General features: G+C 58.5%; 9 protein-coding genes and 8 tRNA genes. 16 read left to right on the forward strand and 1 reads right to left on the reverse strand.

The annotated features are described in order from the left end of the window. Positions 1–48: 48 nt before the first annotated feature. Together ileS and JONANDRAFT_RS03305 are read left to right on the forward strand one after the other, a co-directional pair. Positions 49–2802, forward strand: coding sequence for an isoleucine--tRNA ligase (gene ileS, locus JONANDRAFT_RS03300; RefSeq protein WP_008522777.1), 2754 nt, complete (start codon positions 49–51; stop codon positions 2800–2802). A gap of 57 nt (positions 2803–2859) precedes the next feature. Next, positions 2860–3765: an RluA family pseudouridine synthase gene (locus tag JONANDRAFT_RS03305; RefSeq protein WP_008520948.1), complete on the forward strand. Its 906-nt coding sequence runs from the start codon at positions 2860–2862 to the stop codon at positions 3763–3765. 63 nt (positions 3766–3828) lie between these two features. On the opposite strand, the gene JONANDRAFT_RS03310 is transcribed toward JONANDRAFT_RS03305, so the two are convergent. Next, positions 3829–5475: an NFACT family protein gene (locus JONANDRAFT_RS03310; RefSeq protein WP_008522778.1), complete on the reverse strand. Its 1647-nt coding sequence runs from the start codon at positions 5473–5475 to the stop codon at positions 3829–3831. Between the two features lie 110 nt (positions 5476–5585). On the opposite strand from JONANDRAFT_RS03310, the gene JONANDRAFT_RS03315 reads away from it, so the two are divergent. The 14 genes from JONANDRAFT_RS03315 (at position 5586) to JONANDRAFT_RS03380 (ending at position 15411) form a co-directional block, all read left to right on the forward strand. Beyond that, positions 5586–5661, forward strand: a tRNA-Ala gene (locus JONANDRAFT_RS03315). An 11-nt stretch (positions 5662–5672) separates the two neighbouring features. Continuing rightward, a tRNA-Pro gene (locus tag JONANDRAFT_RS03320) sits at positions 5673–5750 on the forward strand. A 26-nt stretch (positions 5751–5776) separates the two neighbouring features. Next, positions 5777–5852: transfer RNA gene (locus tag JONANDRAFT_RS03325), tRNA-Gly, on the forward strand. 7 nt (positions 5853–5859) lie between these two features. Continuing rightward, positions 5860–5936: transfer RNA gene (locus JONANDRAFT_RS03330), tRNA-Arg, on the forward strand. Positions 5937–5952: 16 nt separating this feature from the next. Further along, positions 5953–6029 (forward strand) — tRNA-His (locus tag JONANDRAFT_RS03335). A gap of 29 nt (positions 6030–6058) precedes the next feature. Then, a tRNA-Lys gene (locus JONANDRAFT_RS03340) sits at positions 6059–6134 on the forward strand. Positions 6135–6144: 10 nt separating this feature from the next. Further along, positions 6145–6228, forward strand: a tRNA-Leu gene (locus JONANDRAFT_RS03345). An 11-nt stretch (positions 6229–6239) separates the two neighbouring features. After that, a tRNA-Lys gene (locus tag JONANDRAFT_RS03350) sits at positions 6240–6315 on the forward strand. 165 nt (positions 6316–6480) lie between these two features. Further along, positions 6481–7824, forward strand: a complete 1344-nt coding sequence (gene tig / locus JONANDRAFT_RS03355; protein WP_008522779.1) for a trigger factor — start codon at positions 6481–6483, stop codon at positions 7822–7824. A gap of 26 nt (positions 7825–7850) precedes the next feature. Further along, entirely contained in the window at positions 7851–8438 is a 588-nt protein-coding gene (locus JONANDRAFT_RS03360) for an ATP-dependent Clp protease proteolytic subunit (RefSeq protein WP_008520951.1), read from the forward strand. Between the two features lie 74 nt (positions 8439–8512). After that, a complete protein-coding gene (gene clpX, locus JONANDRAFT_RS03365; protein ID WP_008520952.1) occupies positions 8513–9820 on the forward strand; it encodes an ATP-dependent Clp protease ATP-binding subunit ClpX in 1308 nt (435 codons plus the stop codon). Beyond that, a complete protein-coding gene (lon, locus tag JONANDRAFT_RS03370; protein ID WP_008522781.1) occupies positions 9817–12120 on the forward strand; it encodes an endopeptidase La in 2304 nt (767 codons plus the stop codon). Before clpX ends, lon begins: the two co-directional genes overlap by 4 nt. After that, positions 12120–12734: a ribosome biogenesis GTP-binding protein YihA/YsxC gene (gene yihA, locus JONANDRAFT_RS03375; protein ID WP_008522782.1), complete on the forward strand. Its 615-nt coding sequence runs from the start codon at positions 12120–12122 to the stop codon at positions 12732–12734. Before lon ends, yihA begins: the two co-directional genes overlap by 1 nt. Position 12735: 1 nt before the next feature. Then, a complete protein-coding gene (locus JONANDRAFT_RS03380) occupies positions 12736–15411 on the forward strand; it encodes a valine--tRNA ligase (protein ID WP_008522783.1) in 2676 nt (891 codons plus the stop codon). The last annotated feature ends 3 nt before the right edge of the window (positions 15412–15414 follow it).

The following is a 15414-nucleotide window of genomic DNA, read 5'->3' on the forward strand; positions in this document are numbered from 1 at the left end:
CTTTTTTGTTTCATGCTCTCGATAATCTCGTGAAGAAAGGTGACTTGGATGGCGCAGGATTATAAGTCAACGCTGCATTTGCCTCAGACGGACTTCCCGATGCGGGCCGGGCTGGCACAAAAGGAGCCCCAGATTCTGGAGTTTTGGAAGCGTAAAGGCGTGTACGACAAACTTCAGAAGAAGAACTTTAACGGGCCGAAGTTCTCTTTTCATGACGGTCCGCCGTACGCCAACGGCGAAATGCACTTGGGGCACGCGCTGAACAAGAGCCTGAAGGATTTTGTCGTCAAGTACCGTTCAATGAACGGGTACGCGTGTCCTTATGTGCCCGGCTGGGATACTCACGGTTTGCCGATTGAATTGAAGGTGTTGAAAGACGGCGGGCTGGACAAGGATTCCATCTCTCCGGTGGAGTTGCGCCAAAAATGCGCCGAGACGGCCCGATATTGGATTGGCCGTCAGAAAGAGGGGATGATTCGTCTCGGCTGTTTCGCCGACTGGGAACATCCCTATATGACCCTTCAGCCCGAGTACGAGGCCGCCGAGCTGGACGCACTGGCTGGGATGGTTGAAAAGGGGTACGTGTATCGAGGGCAGAAGCCGGTGTACTGGTGCATTGACTGCCAGACCGCTTTAGCCGCTGCAGAAATTGAGTACGGCGACGAGACGTCTCCTTCAATCTTTGTGGCCTATTCGATGGAAGATTTATCTTCCAAGTTCCCTGAACTCGCTGGTGAGCCGGTGAGCGTGGTCGTTTGGACGACGACGCCGTGGACTCTTCCGGCCAGTATGGCTGTCGCTGTGGGGCTCCAGTACGATTATGGCTTTTACCGAGTTGAGAAGCGACTGTACCTTTTGGCCTGCGGCATGGTTGACTCGGTGGCTCAGGCGACGGGGCTGACGTTTGGCGAGCCCGTCCTGACTGTTAAAGGTCAGGCTCTTGAAGGCTGCGTCGCGTTTCACCCGTTCTTGGACAGAAAGACGCCGATTGTTCTGGCAGATTATGTGACGCTCGACGCGGGGACCGGCTGCGTTCACACGGCGCCCGGGCACGGCGTGGAGGACTATGAGACGGGCTGCCGGTACGGGATTGAGATTTACAACCCGGTGGACGGCCGCGGGCGCTTCACCCCTGACACCCCCTTGGTCGGTGGTATGGACATTGAGAAGGGCGCGCAGACTGTGATGCAGACGCTTCGCGACAGCGGGCGTCTTCTAGGCGTGAAGAAGATCGTTCACTCGTATCCGCATTGCTGGCGGTGCCATAAGCCGGTGGTTTTTCGTTCGACGGATCAGTGGTTTATCAACGTGGAGGCGTTCCGCGAAGAGGCTTTGAAGGCTATCGACGAGGACGTCAAGTGGATGCCCACTTGGGGGCACGACCGGATTTATAACATGGTGCGCGAGCGGTCCGACTGGTGCATTTCCAGACAGAGAATCTGGGGAGTTCCAATTCCTGCCTTCACCTGTAGCCAGTGCGGCGAGACGATCCTGACGGCCGATCGGATTCGGGTGGTGAGCGCGCGGGTCGCGCGATTTGGAAGCGACTATTGGTGGTCCAAGGACGCGGAGGAACTGCTCGGTCACGAGTTAGCTCGTTGTCCTCACTGCGGCGGAGCGCTGAGTAAGGGAACAGATATTTTGGACGTGTGGTTTGATTCCGGCGTGAGCCATTTTGCGGTGCTCAAAGGGCGTCCAGAACTTTCGTGGCCTGCCGACTTATACCTTGAAGGGGCCGACCAGCACAGGGGCTGGTTCCAGACGTCACTTTTGGCGTCCGTAGCGGTGACAGGAAAATCGCCGTATAAGGCCGTCCTGACGCACGGGTTCTTCATGGACGGCGAGGGCCGGAAAATGTCCAAGTCCTTGGGCAACGTCGTTTCGGCTCAGAAGATTGTCGAGAAGTACGGCGCTGACATTCTCCGCCTGTGGGTTGCCTCAACCGATTACCGTTCAGATATGAGAATTTCGTACAAGATCGTCGATTCCCTCGTCGAGTCGTACCGGCGGATTCGCAACACGGCTCGGTACTTGCTCGGCAACCTTCACGGCTTTAACCCGTCAACAGATCGGGTGCCGTACGAGAAGATGGGCGAGTTCGACCGTTGGGTTCTCGCGCTGCTGAATCGGACGATCCGTCGGGTGACTGAGAGCTATGAGAATTACGAGTTCCATATCCCGACGATGACGATTCATCAGCTGTGCGTCAACGAGCTCAGCTCGGTCTATTTGGACGTCAACAAGGACCGGCTCTACGCAGATCCTGAAAACGACACGGCTCGGCGGGCGACTCAGACGGTCATGTGGGAGCTTCTGACGACTTTGACGCGCATGTTGGCTCCGGTACTGAGCTTTACGTCCGAGGAGATCTGGCAGGCGGCGAAAGAGATTGATCCCTCCCTTGAAGAAAGCGTCTTCCTCGCCGAGTGGCCCAAGCCGAACGAGTCGCTGATCGACGAGGAACTGCTGGCCCGGTGGGATAAAATTCTGGCGGTCAGAGGAGCGGTCAGCAAGGCGCTGGAGGAGGCGCGGGCCAGCGGTCAGATCGGCCAGTCCCTCGAGGCAGCGGTGACGGCTTCGCTGCCGGAGGAGTACCGGTCCTTGCTAAGCGAAAGGGAATGGAACGACCTGTGCATCACTTCCAGCTTCAAGCTAGGAGAGCTGCCCGGGGTTCCTGCCGATGAAATGGGCGTGGCCCTGAGCGTCAGCCGCGTTGAAGGGCAGAAGTGCCCGCGCTGCTGGAAGTACGTGACGCACTGGGACGAAAACGGGCTGTGCGATCGCTGCCACAGCATTATTTAGCAGACGGGCTCGGAGTCTTCCGAGCCCGTTTTTCAGCGGTCTTTCAGGAGGCGTTTCATGGATTCCCGACGAATCGTCGTTGAGCCTTCGGACGCAGGCAACAGGCTGGACCTGTACCTGTCAGGCCAGCTTGAGCTGAGCCGCAGCGCGGTCGGCCGTCTCATTTCCGGCGGTCTCGTCTCTGGCGTCGGAAAGGTTAAAGCGTCCCGCGTTGTCGTTTCAGGAGACTGGTTTGACGTTTCTATGCCAGAGCCTTCGGAGGAGAGCGTGGTTCCGCAGGACGTGCCCTTTCGTACGGTCTACGCGGACGACTGGCTGGCTGTGGTTGAAAAGCTGGCTGGGATTGCGGTTCATCCCGGCGCGGGGCGAAAGGACGGCACGTTGGTCAACGGACTGGTAAAGACCTTCGGCCCCCTCCCTGGCGCGGGACTTCGTCCTGGGATTGTTCACCGGCTTGATATCGGCACGTCAGGTCTCATGGTCGTGGCTCGCACGCCGCAGGCTTATCTCTTCCTTCAGAGGGAGTTTTCCCAGCGCCGAGTGGAGAAGACGTACCTCGCTCTTGTCCACGGTTGGATTCCAGCCAGCCAGGGGACGTTGGACGGGCCGATCGGCCGGAGTAGGTACGACCGGCTGAAAATGGCCGTTCGGGCCGACGGCCGCCGAGCCGTGACGAGGTACAGAACTCTGTGGACGCGAGGAAGCCTCTCTTTGACGGCCTGTCGGATTGAAACAGGGCGAACGCACCAGATTCGGGTGCATATGGCTTCGATAGGGTGTTACCTTGACGGCGATCGGCTCTACGGGCCAAAGGACGTGAGCCGGCACTTCCTTGAGGGGCGGGTGTTCCTGCACGCGTGGCGCCTTTCGTTTCATCACCCGTCCGACGGCCGGACGATGAACTTTCGCTCTCCCTTGCCTGATGAGCTGATAGGCGTGCTGAAAAAAATTCGGTCAGAATAAAGGAGCCCTTCAGTTTGAATGGCTCCTTTTTGAATGGCTCTATTGATGTGTCTGATAATGTTTTTATGACTCAAAAGAGAGAATTTCTTTCCACGCCAGCCGGTCGGCTCTGAGTGGGGTGCTGTCCCGGTAGGTGACCTGTGCGGGGCCGGCTCCCGCGATGTGGTGAACGTGCTTGCGGGCGGTTCGGTCAACGTTCCATGACGGCTCGCAGCAGGAGCTGTAAAAGAGGGCCAGCGACGCAGCGGCGGCACAGGCCCGATCGAACGCCTCCTGATCCGCCGGCGGCTGACGGAGAATGACGTGAGAGCCCGGGCGCTCGTGAACGTGAAACCACAAGTCGTCGCTTTTAGCCGCTTCAAAAGTAACGTACCGGTTCCCTCGTTCGTTCATCCCAACTAAAATGGTTGTTCCATCCAAGTTGAACCGAAGGTGCGGGGGAAGGGCGGCGTCCCTGTTCTTAGCCGGACTTTTCTCCTGACGGCCGTATTGGCGGGTAATTTGGGCTGCAAGCAGCTTGAGCGTCGATGGGTCGTCGACGCGCCGCAAGTTTTCCTCTAGGCCTGTCAGGTCGTCCAGCTCGTTTTGGAGCGTTTCGGTCTGCTGTGTGACCGCTTGGCTGTCCACGCTGAGCTTTCTGTACTTTTTAAAGTACCGTTCGGCGTTCGCCCGGGGTGAGCGGCTCAGGTCCAGTTGGACCTTGACGGTCTGCTGGCCTTCCTCGTCCCAGTAGGGGAGAGTCATTTCTGGCGCAGGCTTTAAGGCGAGCGCGGAAAGGTTTTGAATGATGGCCTCGCCCGCTCGGCGGTACCGGTCTCTGGATGCGGACGCTTTGAGCAGATTGGTCAGATCGTCCAGGTGTTTGCGCCGACGAGAGATGGCCCGCTCCAAAATTTTTGAAGCGTCTTTGGAAATATCTTTGAGAGCCCGTCGCTCTATTTCGCCGAAGACGGCGTTTGACGCTTCTTGAAGGGCATTCCAGGCCGCGGGCTTTGCGTCGGGCAGCAGAACGCCGCAGCGAGTGAGAAGTGAACCGGCCCACTGGAGAATCGGGGCGCCGAACAGGGCTTCCCGAAGCCATTGGGCCCCGCGTCGGGCGCTTTCGTCCCGAAGACGGCGAATGAGCGACGGTCCCATTCCCTGTGCGGACGGAAGAAGCTCCAGCAGCTGAGAATCGGTCAGCTCAGGCGAGAGTGGACAGGTTCGCAGTGGAGGCGGCGGGGCGTAGGAGAACCCGGGAAAGATCGGGCGGAGCTGATTCTGCTCCGGCGGCTCGTGCCGCCCGGCCTCGATGATTTTTTTGTCCTCGTCGGTCAAAACGGCGTTTGCCGGCTGACCGGCGAGCTCAAAGGCGAGAAAGTAGAACTCCTGGCTACCGGCTCCGACGAAGCGGCTGAATTTCAGCTCTAAAAGCCGGTCACCGTTTGGCTGGACAGCGCAGGCTAGCTTTGCGCCGGTAAGGTATTTTGTCAGGGCCGCGGCAAACGACGTGGGCTGTGAAAAAGACTTGAGAAGGCTTCGGGCCTTTTGCGGCGGCAGAACGCACAGTCCAGAGGAGTCGGGACGCCAGCAGAAAAACAGTGTGTCGGCGCCGCGCCACTCAAGGCTCAGCCAGCCGGGGCCGCCAAAGACGCGGGTGACTGGCCGTCCAACGTAGTCATTTTGAAGATCGCTGAGCCATGCGGCGACCAGTTCGCTTCCTACATTCACCGCGGATCCCTCCTGTCACCTTGTCATCGACGAGCCGGAGACTAGAGTAGCCTAGAAAAGAGAGCTTGACAAGTCTCGCTCACAACGCTAGAATACTCGTCGTCGAACTTGGGGCTGTGGCGCAGCTGGGAGCGCGATTCGTTCGCAACGAATAGGTCGCGGGTTCGAATCCCGTCAGCTCCACCATTTTTTCCTTTCGGGGCGTAGCGCAGTCTGGTTAGCGCACCTGCTTTGGGAGCAGGGGGTCGAAGGTTCGAATCCTTTCGCCCCGACCATGCTATGCGGCGCCCGATCAGAGGATGCGGAAATAGCTCAAGTGGTAGAGCACTAGCCTTCCAAGCTGGGGGTTGCGGGTTCGAGTCCCGTTTTCCGCTCCATTTACCTGCGCCGGTAGCTCAGCCGGATAGAGCAACGGCCTTCTAAGCCGTAGGTCACGGGTTCGAATCCTGTCCGGCGCGCCATCTTATTTTTTTTATGGTGGATGTAGTTCAGCTGGTTAGAACGCCGGATTGTGGATCCGGAGGTCGGGGGTTCGAATCCCCTCATCCACCCCACCTTTTCGCCTTCGCTGCGGCAAGAATGTGGATCGTTAGCTCAATTGGCAGAGCACCTGACTCTTAATCAGGGGGTTACAGGTTCGATTCCTGTACGATCCACCATCTATTTTTCGCGAGAGTGGCGGAATGGCAGACGCGCCAGACTTAGGATCTGGTGCCTTCGGGCGTAGGGGTTCAAGTCCCCTCTCTCGCACCAACAATTGTTGCGGATCGTTAGCTCAATTGGCAGAGCACCTGACTCTTAATCAGGGGGTTACAGGTTCGATTCCTGTACGATCCACCATCCTGTCGTTTCCTCCGGCCTGCTGGCCGGAGTTTTTTTATCTGTCATTTTATGCTGCAGACGGCATGTTCTTTGTCCTTGGGGTGTCGCCCGCTTCCGCGGCGTGTGATATACTCTTTGATTGTAATCGAATCTGCATTCACAGGCTTGAAAGGAGTGCTTCTCGTGAAGTCGGAACTTCTGTCACAGGAGAAGAATGTTGTTACAGTGAAAATCACGATCCCTGCCGAGGATTTTTCCGCTCAAGTTTCTCGGACAATCGCTTCGGTCGGACGCAAGGCAAACATCCCCGGATTTCGTAAGGGGAAGGCGCCGCGGCGCGTGGTGGAGATGCGGTTCGGCAAGGAGGCCCTGAGGGCTGAAGCGCTTGAGGAAATGCTCGCCAAGACCATGGAAGAGGTGTCTTCTGAGTACGATTTGGAGCCCATCGACGAGCCTAAAGTCGACGTCAAGGACATGGAAGAAGGTCACGACGTGGTTCTGGAAGCGACCTTCGAAGTGAAGCCGGAGGTTACTCTTCCTGAGTTCGGCGAGATAACCGCCGAAAAACCGTCGTTTGTCATCTCTGACCAGATGGTCGCTGACGGTGTTGAGAACGTCCGCCGGTCCCACGGCGAATGGAAGACGTCTGCCAATCCGAGCGCAAGCGGCGACCGGGTGAAGGCCGCCTACACGACGACTATCAAGGACGACGCCGGCTCGATTCTGTCATCCCATGAGCCGAAAGTGGAGACGTTCATGCTCGACTCCCTCTCGCTCAAGCAGGAAATTGTCGACGCGCTGCTTGGAGCAGTCGCCGGCGACAAGCGCCATGCGGAAGTCCGTATCGACGACTCCTATCAGGACAAGGCTCTGGCGGGCAAAATGGCCTGCTACGATTTTGACGTTCAGGAGATCTTGGAGCTGGAGCCCGCAGCTTTGACCCCGGAGCTCTTTAAAAAAGCTACTGGGAAGGACCTGAAGACTGAAGACGAGCTGAAAGCGCACCTGCGGAGCACCATGGAAGAGCGCCTTGAGTCTGACAGCCGCCGCGCGGCCGAAAGCGACGCGCTGAAAAAGATCTGCCAGCTGGCTTCTGTCGAACTGCCCGAGACGATGGTGCAGCGCCAGAAGGCTCATCTGCTTCGACGGGCTGAGGAGAACGTGAAAAACCGCACGGGCCTCACGCTGGAAGAGTATTACGCTCAGAGCGGGCAGGATTTTGAAGGGTTTAAGTCCCAGCTTGATACCGAGGCCCGCAACGACGTGAAAGAATACCTTGTGATGGACGCCTGCACCGAAAAGTTCGGCGTTAACGTTCAGCCCGAGGACTTGGACAAGGAAATCGAGACGATGGCGGCGAACTACCACGTAGCCCCCGAGAGCGTCAAGGCCATGCTCCAGAAGAAGCCGGATGATCTTCGCAGCCTGATCTCGTCGGCCAAGTACCGCAAGACGTTGGACGCGGTGATGGGCGCTGTCAAGACCGTCGAAGTGAACAAAAACGCCGTGCCTGAGGCTGGCAAGTAATTCGCCTGACGGAAAGGAGCGTACCTGTGGACTATTTCCCCATTCCGTACGTTATCGAGCAGACAGGGCGGGGCGAACGCAGCTACGATATATATTCCCGTCTGCTCAAGGATCGGATTATCTTTCTTGGAAGCGAGATCAACAGCCTCGTGGCGAACTCCATCGTGGCTCAGATCCTCTTTTTGGAAAGCGATCAGCCTGACCGCGATATCTGCCTATACATCAACTCGCCCGGCGGCGAGGTGACCTCCGGGTTGGCGATATACGACACGATGCGGTACGTCAAGTGCGACATCTCGACCATCGTCGTCGGGATGGCTGCCAGCATGGCGTCCATCCTTCTGGCTGCCGGAACGCCCGGCAAGCGAATCGCCCTCCCGAACTCTCAGGTGATGATCCACCAGCCGATGGGCGGGGCGTACGGGCAGGCCAGCGACGTGGAAATTCACGCCCGCGAGATCCTCAAAACGCGCCAGCGGTTGAATGAGATCTTGGCGCTTCATACCGGTCAGCCGCTTTCCCGAATCGAAGTTGACACTGACAGGGATCACTTCCTGTCGGCAGCCGAAGCGCAGTCATACGGCTTGGTCGACCGGGTTATCGAAAAAAGATAGTTTCCCCAACCGCGCAGGCAGGAGTTCCTGCCTGCGCGCGTACATTTGCGCCGAAGGCGCGTTGTTCAGGAGGAATGCCAGTGCCGCGCAAGGACGATGCGAACAAGAATATCACCTGTTCATTCTGCGGGCGCACCGCTGACGACGACGTTCACATTATTACCGGCCCGCAGGGCGTGAACATCTGCAGCGAATGCGTCGGCTTATGTAATAACTACTTGGCGACCCTGCCTGACAGCAAGCCCGGCGCGGACGCGGAAAGCGCCCAGTCGCTTCCTAAGCCGGCAGAAATGAAGGCCTTTCTGGACGAGTATGTCATCGGCCAGGATCAGGCAAAGAAGGCTCTGTCCGTCGCCGTTTACAATCACTACCGCCGTATCGGCTGGCTGGCGCTGGCTCAGGAGTCGGAGGACGTCGAGCTCCAGAAGAGCAATCTGCTTCTGTTGGGGCCGACCGGCAGCGGCAAGACGCTTCTGGCTCAGACTCTGGCGCGCAAGCTGAACGTTCCGTTTGCCATGTCCGACGCGACGACGTTAACCGAAGCCGGATACGTCGGCGAAGACGTGGAGAACATCCTCCTTCGTCTGATTCAAGCGGCAAACTTTGACGTCAGCGCGGCAGAGCACGGGATCATCTATCTGGACGAAATTGATAAGATCGCCAGAAAGTCCGAGTCGGTATCAATCACCCGAGACGTTTCCGGCGAAGGGGTCCAGCAGGCGCTGCTTAAAATCCTTGAAGGAACGGTGGCCAACGTGCCGCCTCAGGGAGGCAGAAAACACCCGCAGCAGGAGTTCATCGCCATTGATACCCGGAACATTCTCTTCATCTGTGCCGGAGCTTTTGACGGCCTTGAAGAGATCATCGCCCGCCGGCTGAACCGACACGTCATCGGCTTTGGCGGCGAGAATCAGGAGCGGAAGCGTGACGTTTCGTACGACCTGCTGTCTCAAGTGGAGCCGGAAGACCTGATTCACTACGGTTTTATTCCCGAGCTGACCGGCCGCCTTCCGCTGGCCGTGGCGCTTCGGACGCTGGACGAAGACGCGCTTGTCCGAGTCCTCACCGAGCCGAAAAACTCCCTTGTGCGGCAGTACCAGGCCATCTTCGCGCAGGAAGGGGCGGAGTTGGAGTTCACGCCGCAGGCTCTTCGGGCAATCGCTCAAAAAGCGGTTAACAAGAAGGCTGGCGCCCGCGGTCTCCGGTCCATCATGGAAAACCTCATGCTCGATTTGATGTACGAAGTTCCGTCGTCGTCGCGTCCGGTCAGCAGAGTAGTGATCGGTGAAGCGTGCGTTACCGGCGGCGAGGAACCAGAAATAATCTACGGAACGACCGGGGCCGGTCGGCAGGCGAAAAAAGCAAAGGAAAGGATTTCATGACGCCAGTTATTCCCCTTCGAGACACGGTCATGTTTCCCGGCGCAGTGACGCCGCTTTACATCGGTCGTCCGGAATCAATGGCAGCGGTGAACTTGGCTGGAAAGAGCGACGAGAAATTGGCCTTCGCCGTGGCTCAGCGCCAGTCGGACACCGATAATCCCGGACCGGAAGACCTTTTTGCGGTCGGGACGGTTTGCCGGCTTCTTCAGGTCATTCACATGCCCAACGGCGCCCTCAAGGTTCTCCTTGAGGGCTTGCGTCGTTTTCGCGCTCGGTCGTTTGTCCTGTCTGACGGGATGATGAGCGCCGATCTGGTGACCGATCGGTTTGAGACCTGCGAGCCTGCTCGGCTGGAAGCCCTGCGCCGTGCCGCTGAGGAGGAATACATTCGGTACGTGGACCTTCACCCGCGAATGCCGGAAGAGCTCAAGGCGTACCTGTCGTCTCAGTCTGACCCTGACAAGGCGGCGGACTTGATGGCGTTTCACAACGATCTTTCCCGAGAGGTCCGCCAGTCCCTGCTGGAGTGTTTTTCGCCGGAATCGCGGCTCAAACTGCTGCTTCGTCACCTGATGGAAGAAGTCGAGATGCTTCGGCTGAAAAAGGACGTTCAGGTCAAGACGGCGGCTCAGATCTCAGAAAAGCAGAAAGAATACTTCCTGCGGGAGCAGCTGCAGGTCATCAACAGCGAGTTGGGCGGCTCAGATGAGTCGGAATACAAGGAAAAGATCGACAGCGCGGACCTCCCGGACGGCGTGCGGAAAGTCCTTCAGAGGGAGAACGCCAGGTTGGGGACGATGGCGCCGCTGTCGCCGGAAAGCTCGGTCGTTCGCACGTACATGGACTGGCTTCTTGATCTGCCGTGGAACAAGACAGCGAAGGAAAACGATGACCTAGCCTCGGTTCGCTCGGTTTTGGAAAAGAACCACTACGGCCTTCAAAAGGTCAAAGACCGACTTGTTGAGTTCGTCGCTGTCCGAATATTGGCAAAATCATCGGCTCAGGCTCAGATTCTTTGCCTTGTCGGGCCTCCGGGAGTAGGGAAAACGTCCCTAGGCCAGTCGGTCGCCCAGGCGCTGGGCCGGCCGTTAGTCAGCTTCTCTTTGGGCGGCATGAGAGACGAAGCTGAAATTCGGGGCCATCGGCGGACCTACATCGGGGCTCTGCCGGGGCGTATTATTCAGAAAATCCGCGAGGCAGGCGCCAAAAACCCGGTGATGCTGTTGGACGAGGTTGACAAGCTGGGAAGCGATTTTCGCGGAGATCCGGCGTCGGCCCTGTTGGAAGTGCTGGACCCCGAGCAAAACGCCCATTTCACCGACCATTACTTAGAAGTCCCGTTTGACTTGAGCGACGTGCTGTTCATCACGACCGCAAACGTCACTCACACGATCCCGTCGCCGCTTTTGGACCGAATGGAACTGATCGAGCTTGCCAGCTACCTGCCGGAGGAAAAAGAGCAAATTGCCCGCCGACACCTGATTCCCAAGCTCTACAGCCAGACGGGAATGACAAAAGCCGAGCTGAAAATTACGCCTCAAGCCGTCAGAGAAATCATAAAAGGCTACACTCACGAAGCGGGCGTCCGCGAACTGAATCGCAAGCTGGCGACGATCTTCAGAAAGCGAGCCGTATCAGTATTGGAAGAGCAGGCCGACGGTTCAAAACGGTCAGTGACGGTTCGAAAGGCCGATCTCGGAGAGCTGTTGGGGGCTCCCCGGCTGAAAGACTCAAGGCTTCCCAAGACGCCAGAGGCAGGGTACGCCATCGGCCTCGCGTGGACGGCCGCAGGCGGCGACGTTCTCGTCATTGAAGCGGCTAACTCAAAGGGGAAGGACGTCCTCACCCTGACGGGCAACTTGGGCGCGGTGATGCAGGAATCCGCTCAAACCGCTCTCGGTTGTCTGAAAGCCCAGTGGAAGCACCTGACAAAGCGTCCTGTGCCTAACTGGTCGCAGGCTGCCCTTCACGTTCACGTCCCAGAAGGAGCTATTCCGAAGGACGGCCCGTCGGCTGGAGTTACCATCGCGACGGCTCTGTTTTCTGCCCTGACAGGAAGGCCGTTCCGGCCTGATCGGGCGATGACTGGGGAGATATCGCTGCGCGGGCAGGTGCTGCCTGTCGGCGGCCTGAGGGAAAAAATCCTCGCTGCCCGGCGCGCCGGGCTGAAGGCCGTCGCGCTTCCTCAGGCGAACGAGCCGGACATCTTGGACTTGGAGCCGTGGGTGACAGAGGGCGTCGAGCTGACGTTCATTGATACGCTGTCCCAGGCGCTTTCCTGGGCGATTGGAGACGAGTGATGCGCTGGCAGGCACAACTGAGAGTCACGGCGTTTACGCCTGAACAGATACCGCCTGCAGAGGGACCTGAAATCGCCTTTGTCGGCCGGTCAAACGTCGGCAAGTCGACTCTGCTCAACGGGCTCATGGGCCAGAAGCTGGCTCACGTCAGTTCTAAGCCCGGCAAGACGCGGAGCATCAACTTTTACTCTGTCGAGGCGGGGCGAAAGTTCACCCTCGTGGACTTGCCCGGTTTTGGGTATGCCGCTCTGAGCCGGTCAGAGCGGGAGTCGTGGAACCGTCTCATCGGAGATTTCCTGTCGACGCGAGGGGCACTTCGTCTGATCGTCCATCTGGTCGATATCCGCCACGGGCTTCTTGCGAAGGACGAGGACTTTCAGGAGTGGAGCCGAAACTTGGAGACGCCGGTGTTCGTCGTGTTTACTAAGGCGGACAAGATTTCTTCGGGCAAGCGGAGCGGCCTCGTCCGGCAGTATGTTTCAGCCGGTTTGCGGTCTTGGGATAAACCTCTGGTCTGCTCAAGTCAGGAGCCTAAGACCATAGAGGCGCTGAGAAGCTTTATAGAAGCCTTTCTTGACCGCTCGGACGGGGCAAGTGAAGAGGAGGGGAAATAACGTGCCGAAAAGAAACAGGGAGTTGGACAAGAATTACGACCCTCGGCCGCTGGAAGATAAGTGGTATCAGTGGTGGATCGATCAGGGGCTGTTTCACGCCGACGAAAATGACGATACCCGCGAGACGTTCACCATCGTGCTGCCTCCGCCGAACGTCACTGGCGCCCTTCACGTCGGGCACGCGTATGATCACACGCTGCAGGACGTGCTGTGTCGGTATAAGCGGGCCCGCGGGTACAACGTGCTTTGGCTGCCTGGGACCGACCATGCCGGGATCGCAACGCAGAACGTGGTGGAGCGCGCTCTGGCCAAGCAGGGGCTCAAGCGGCAGGATCTCGGTCGGGAAGCATTCATCGAGAAGGTATGGGAGTGGAAGAAGGAGTACGGCGGCCGTATCGTCTCGCAGATGAAGCGGCTCGGCGACTCGTGCGATTGGGACCGTGAACGGTTTACCATGGACGAAGGCCTGTCAAAGGCGGTTCGGGCGGTTTTCGTCCGGCTGTACGAGAAGGGCCTGATCTATCGGGGTAAATACATCGTCAACTGGTGCCCGCGGTGTCATACCGCCTTGTCTGATATCGAGGTTGAACACGCCGAGGAGCCGGGACACCTGTACTTCGTCCGTTATCCCTTTGCGGACGGCCAGGGGCATATCCTCGTAGCCACGACCCGGCCGGAGACGATTCCGGCTGACGTGGCTGTCGCGGTGTCGCCTGAGGATCCGGACAAAAAGGCTCTGGCCGGCAGAAAGGTCGTCGTTCCTCTGACCGGCGGACGGGTTGTCCCAATAGTGGCGGACAACATGGTTGACCCGGCATTTGGAACCGGCTTTGTGAAAATCACTCCGGCCCATGACCCGAACGACTTTTTAGCCGGACAGCGGCATGGCCTTCCGACGATTCAAATCATCGATGAAAACGGGATAATGACGGACGACGCCGGCGCTGAGCTGGCCGGCAAGACCGTAGTGGAGGCCCGGCCTCGGAGCGTTCAGCTCCTTCAGGAGGGAGGTTTCCTCGAAAAGATCGAGGACCTGCCGCACCAAGTGGGGCACTGCTATCGGTGCAATACGGTTGTGGAGCCGTACCTTTCCGAACAGTGGTTCGTCAAAGTGGCGCCGCTTGCCCAGAAGGGCGTTCAGGCCAGCAAAGAGGGCCGGATTCGTTGGATTCCGAACCAGTGGGATAAAACGTATTACCAGTGGATGGACGGCGTCCGCGACTGGTGCATTTCCCGCCAGCTCTGGTGGGGGCACCGAATTCCCGCGTGGACCTGCGGCGACTGCGGTCACTTGACCGTCTCTGAAACTGACCCAACCCTCTGCCCCAAGTGCGGTTCCCACCATCTGCACCAGGACGAAGACGTGCTGGACACGTGGTTCAGCAGCGCTCTGTGGCCTTTCTCAACCCTTGGCTGGCCTGAGGATACGAAAGAGCTGAAACGGTACTATCCCACGTCCGTGCTGGTGACGGCGTTCGACATCATCTTCTTCTGGGTGTCCCGAATGATCATGATGGGACTTGAGTTCATGGACGGTCGTGAGCCGTTTAAGGACGTGTACATTCACGCGCTGGTCCGCGACGAGCACGGTCAGAAGATGAGCAAGTCGAAGGGCAACGGCATTGATCCGCTCGACATGATCGAGAAATTCGGCGCCGACGCGTTACGGTTCACCGTGGCCTATCTGACAGTACAGGGTCGGGATATCCTGCTGGGCGAGTCCCGAATCGAGACGTGCAAACGGTTCATCAACAAGCTGTGGAACGCGTCGCGGTTCGCTCTGATGAACTTGGGCGACGAGGACTGCGAAGGGCTCCCGGAGCCCTCAGAAATGCGCCTGCACGATCGGTGGCTCCTGTCCCGACTGGCTGGGGTGGAAAAGTCTGTTTCGGCGCTGATGGACGAGTACGACGTCGGCGAGGCGGCCCGGGTGATCTATGACTTCGTGTGGGCCGACCTGTGCGACTGGTACATTGAAATGGCTAAGCCCGCTCTGTACGGCGACGAGGGAGACGGACGGGCGAAAGCGTCGCGTCAAGTGCTGAATCGGGCATTCAAAGACGTGCTTCGGCTGCTGCACCCGTTCACGCCTTTTGTGACCGAAGAGCTCTGGCACGCGTTTGCCTTCGGCGAGCGTCCGATGGAGCTTGAGTCGTGGCCTGACGGGAGTGACCTTCCGACGTCAGAAGACTCGTTGGCTGAAATGAGTTCTCTGCAGGAACTCGTTCGGGCTCTGCGTAACCTCCGCAGCGAAGCGGGGCTTCCGCCCAGCCAGTCGATAGACCGCGCAGTCCTGCGCTTCCGCGAGGCAACCGGCGAGGCGTTCGTCAAGGCACACGAGGACATGATTCGACTGCTCGCTAAAGTCGGGCGGATCGAAGCGCTTGGAAAAGACGACGCCAGACCGCGAAGCTCTTTGACGTCGATCGTCGGGCTCGGACAGGTCTTCCTTCCGGTGGGCGACCTGCTGGACGTGAAGGCGGAAGTCGAGCGTCTGACAGGCGAGCTCAAGAAGGTACAGGCTAACCTTCAGCGCAGCGAGGCAAAACTGTCCAAACCGTCGTTTGTGGAGAACGCCCCAGCTGACGTGGTTGAAAAAGAACGGGAGCGCCTAGAGGACTCGAAACGTCGGATAGCGCGCCTGAGCGAAAATATCGAGAGCCTGTCGCAGGCGTAGTGA

This window comes from Jonquetella anthropi DSM 22815 (genome assembly GCF_000237805.1).
Lineage (GTDB): Bacteria > Synergistota > Synergistia > Synergistales > Dethiosulfovibrionaceae > Jonquetella > Jonquetella anthropi.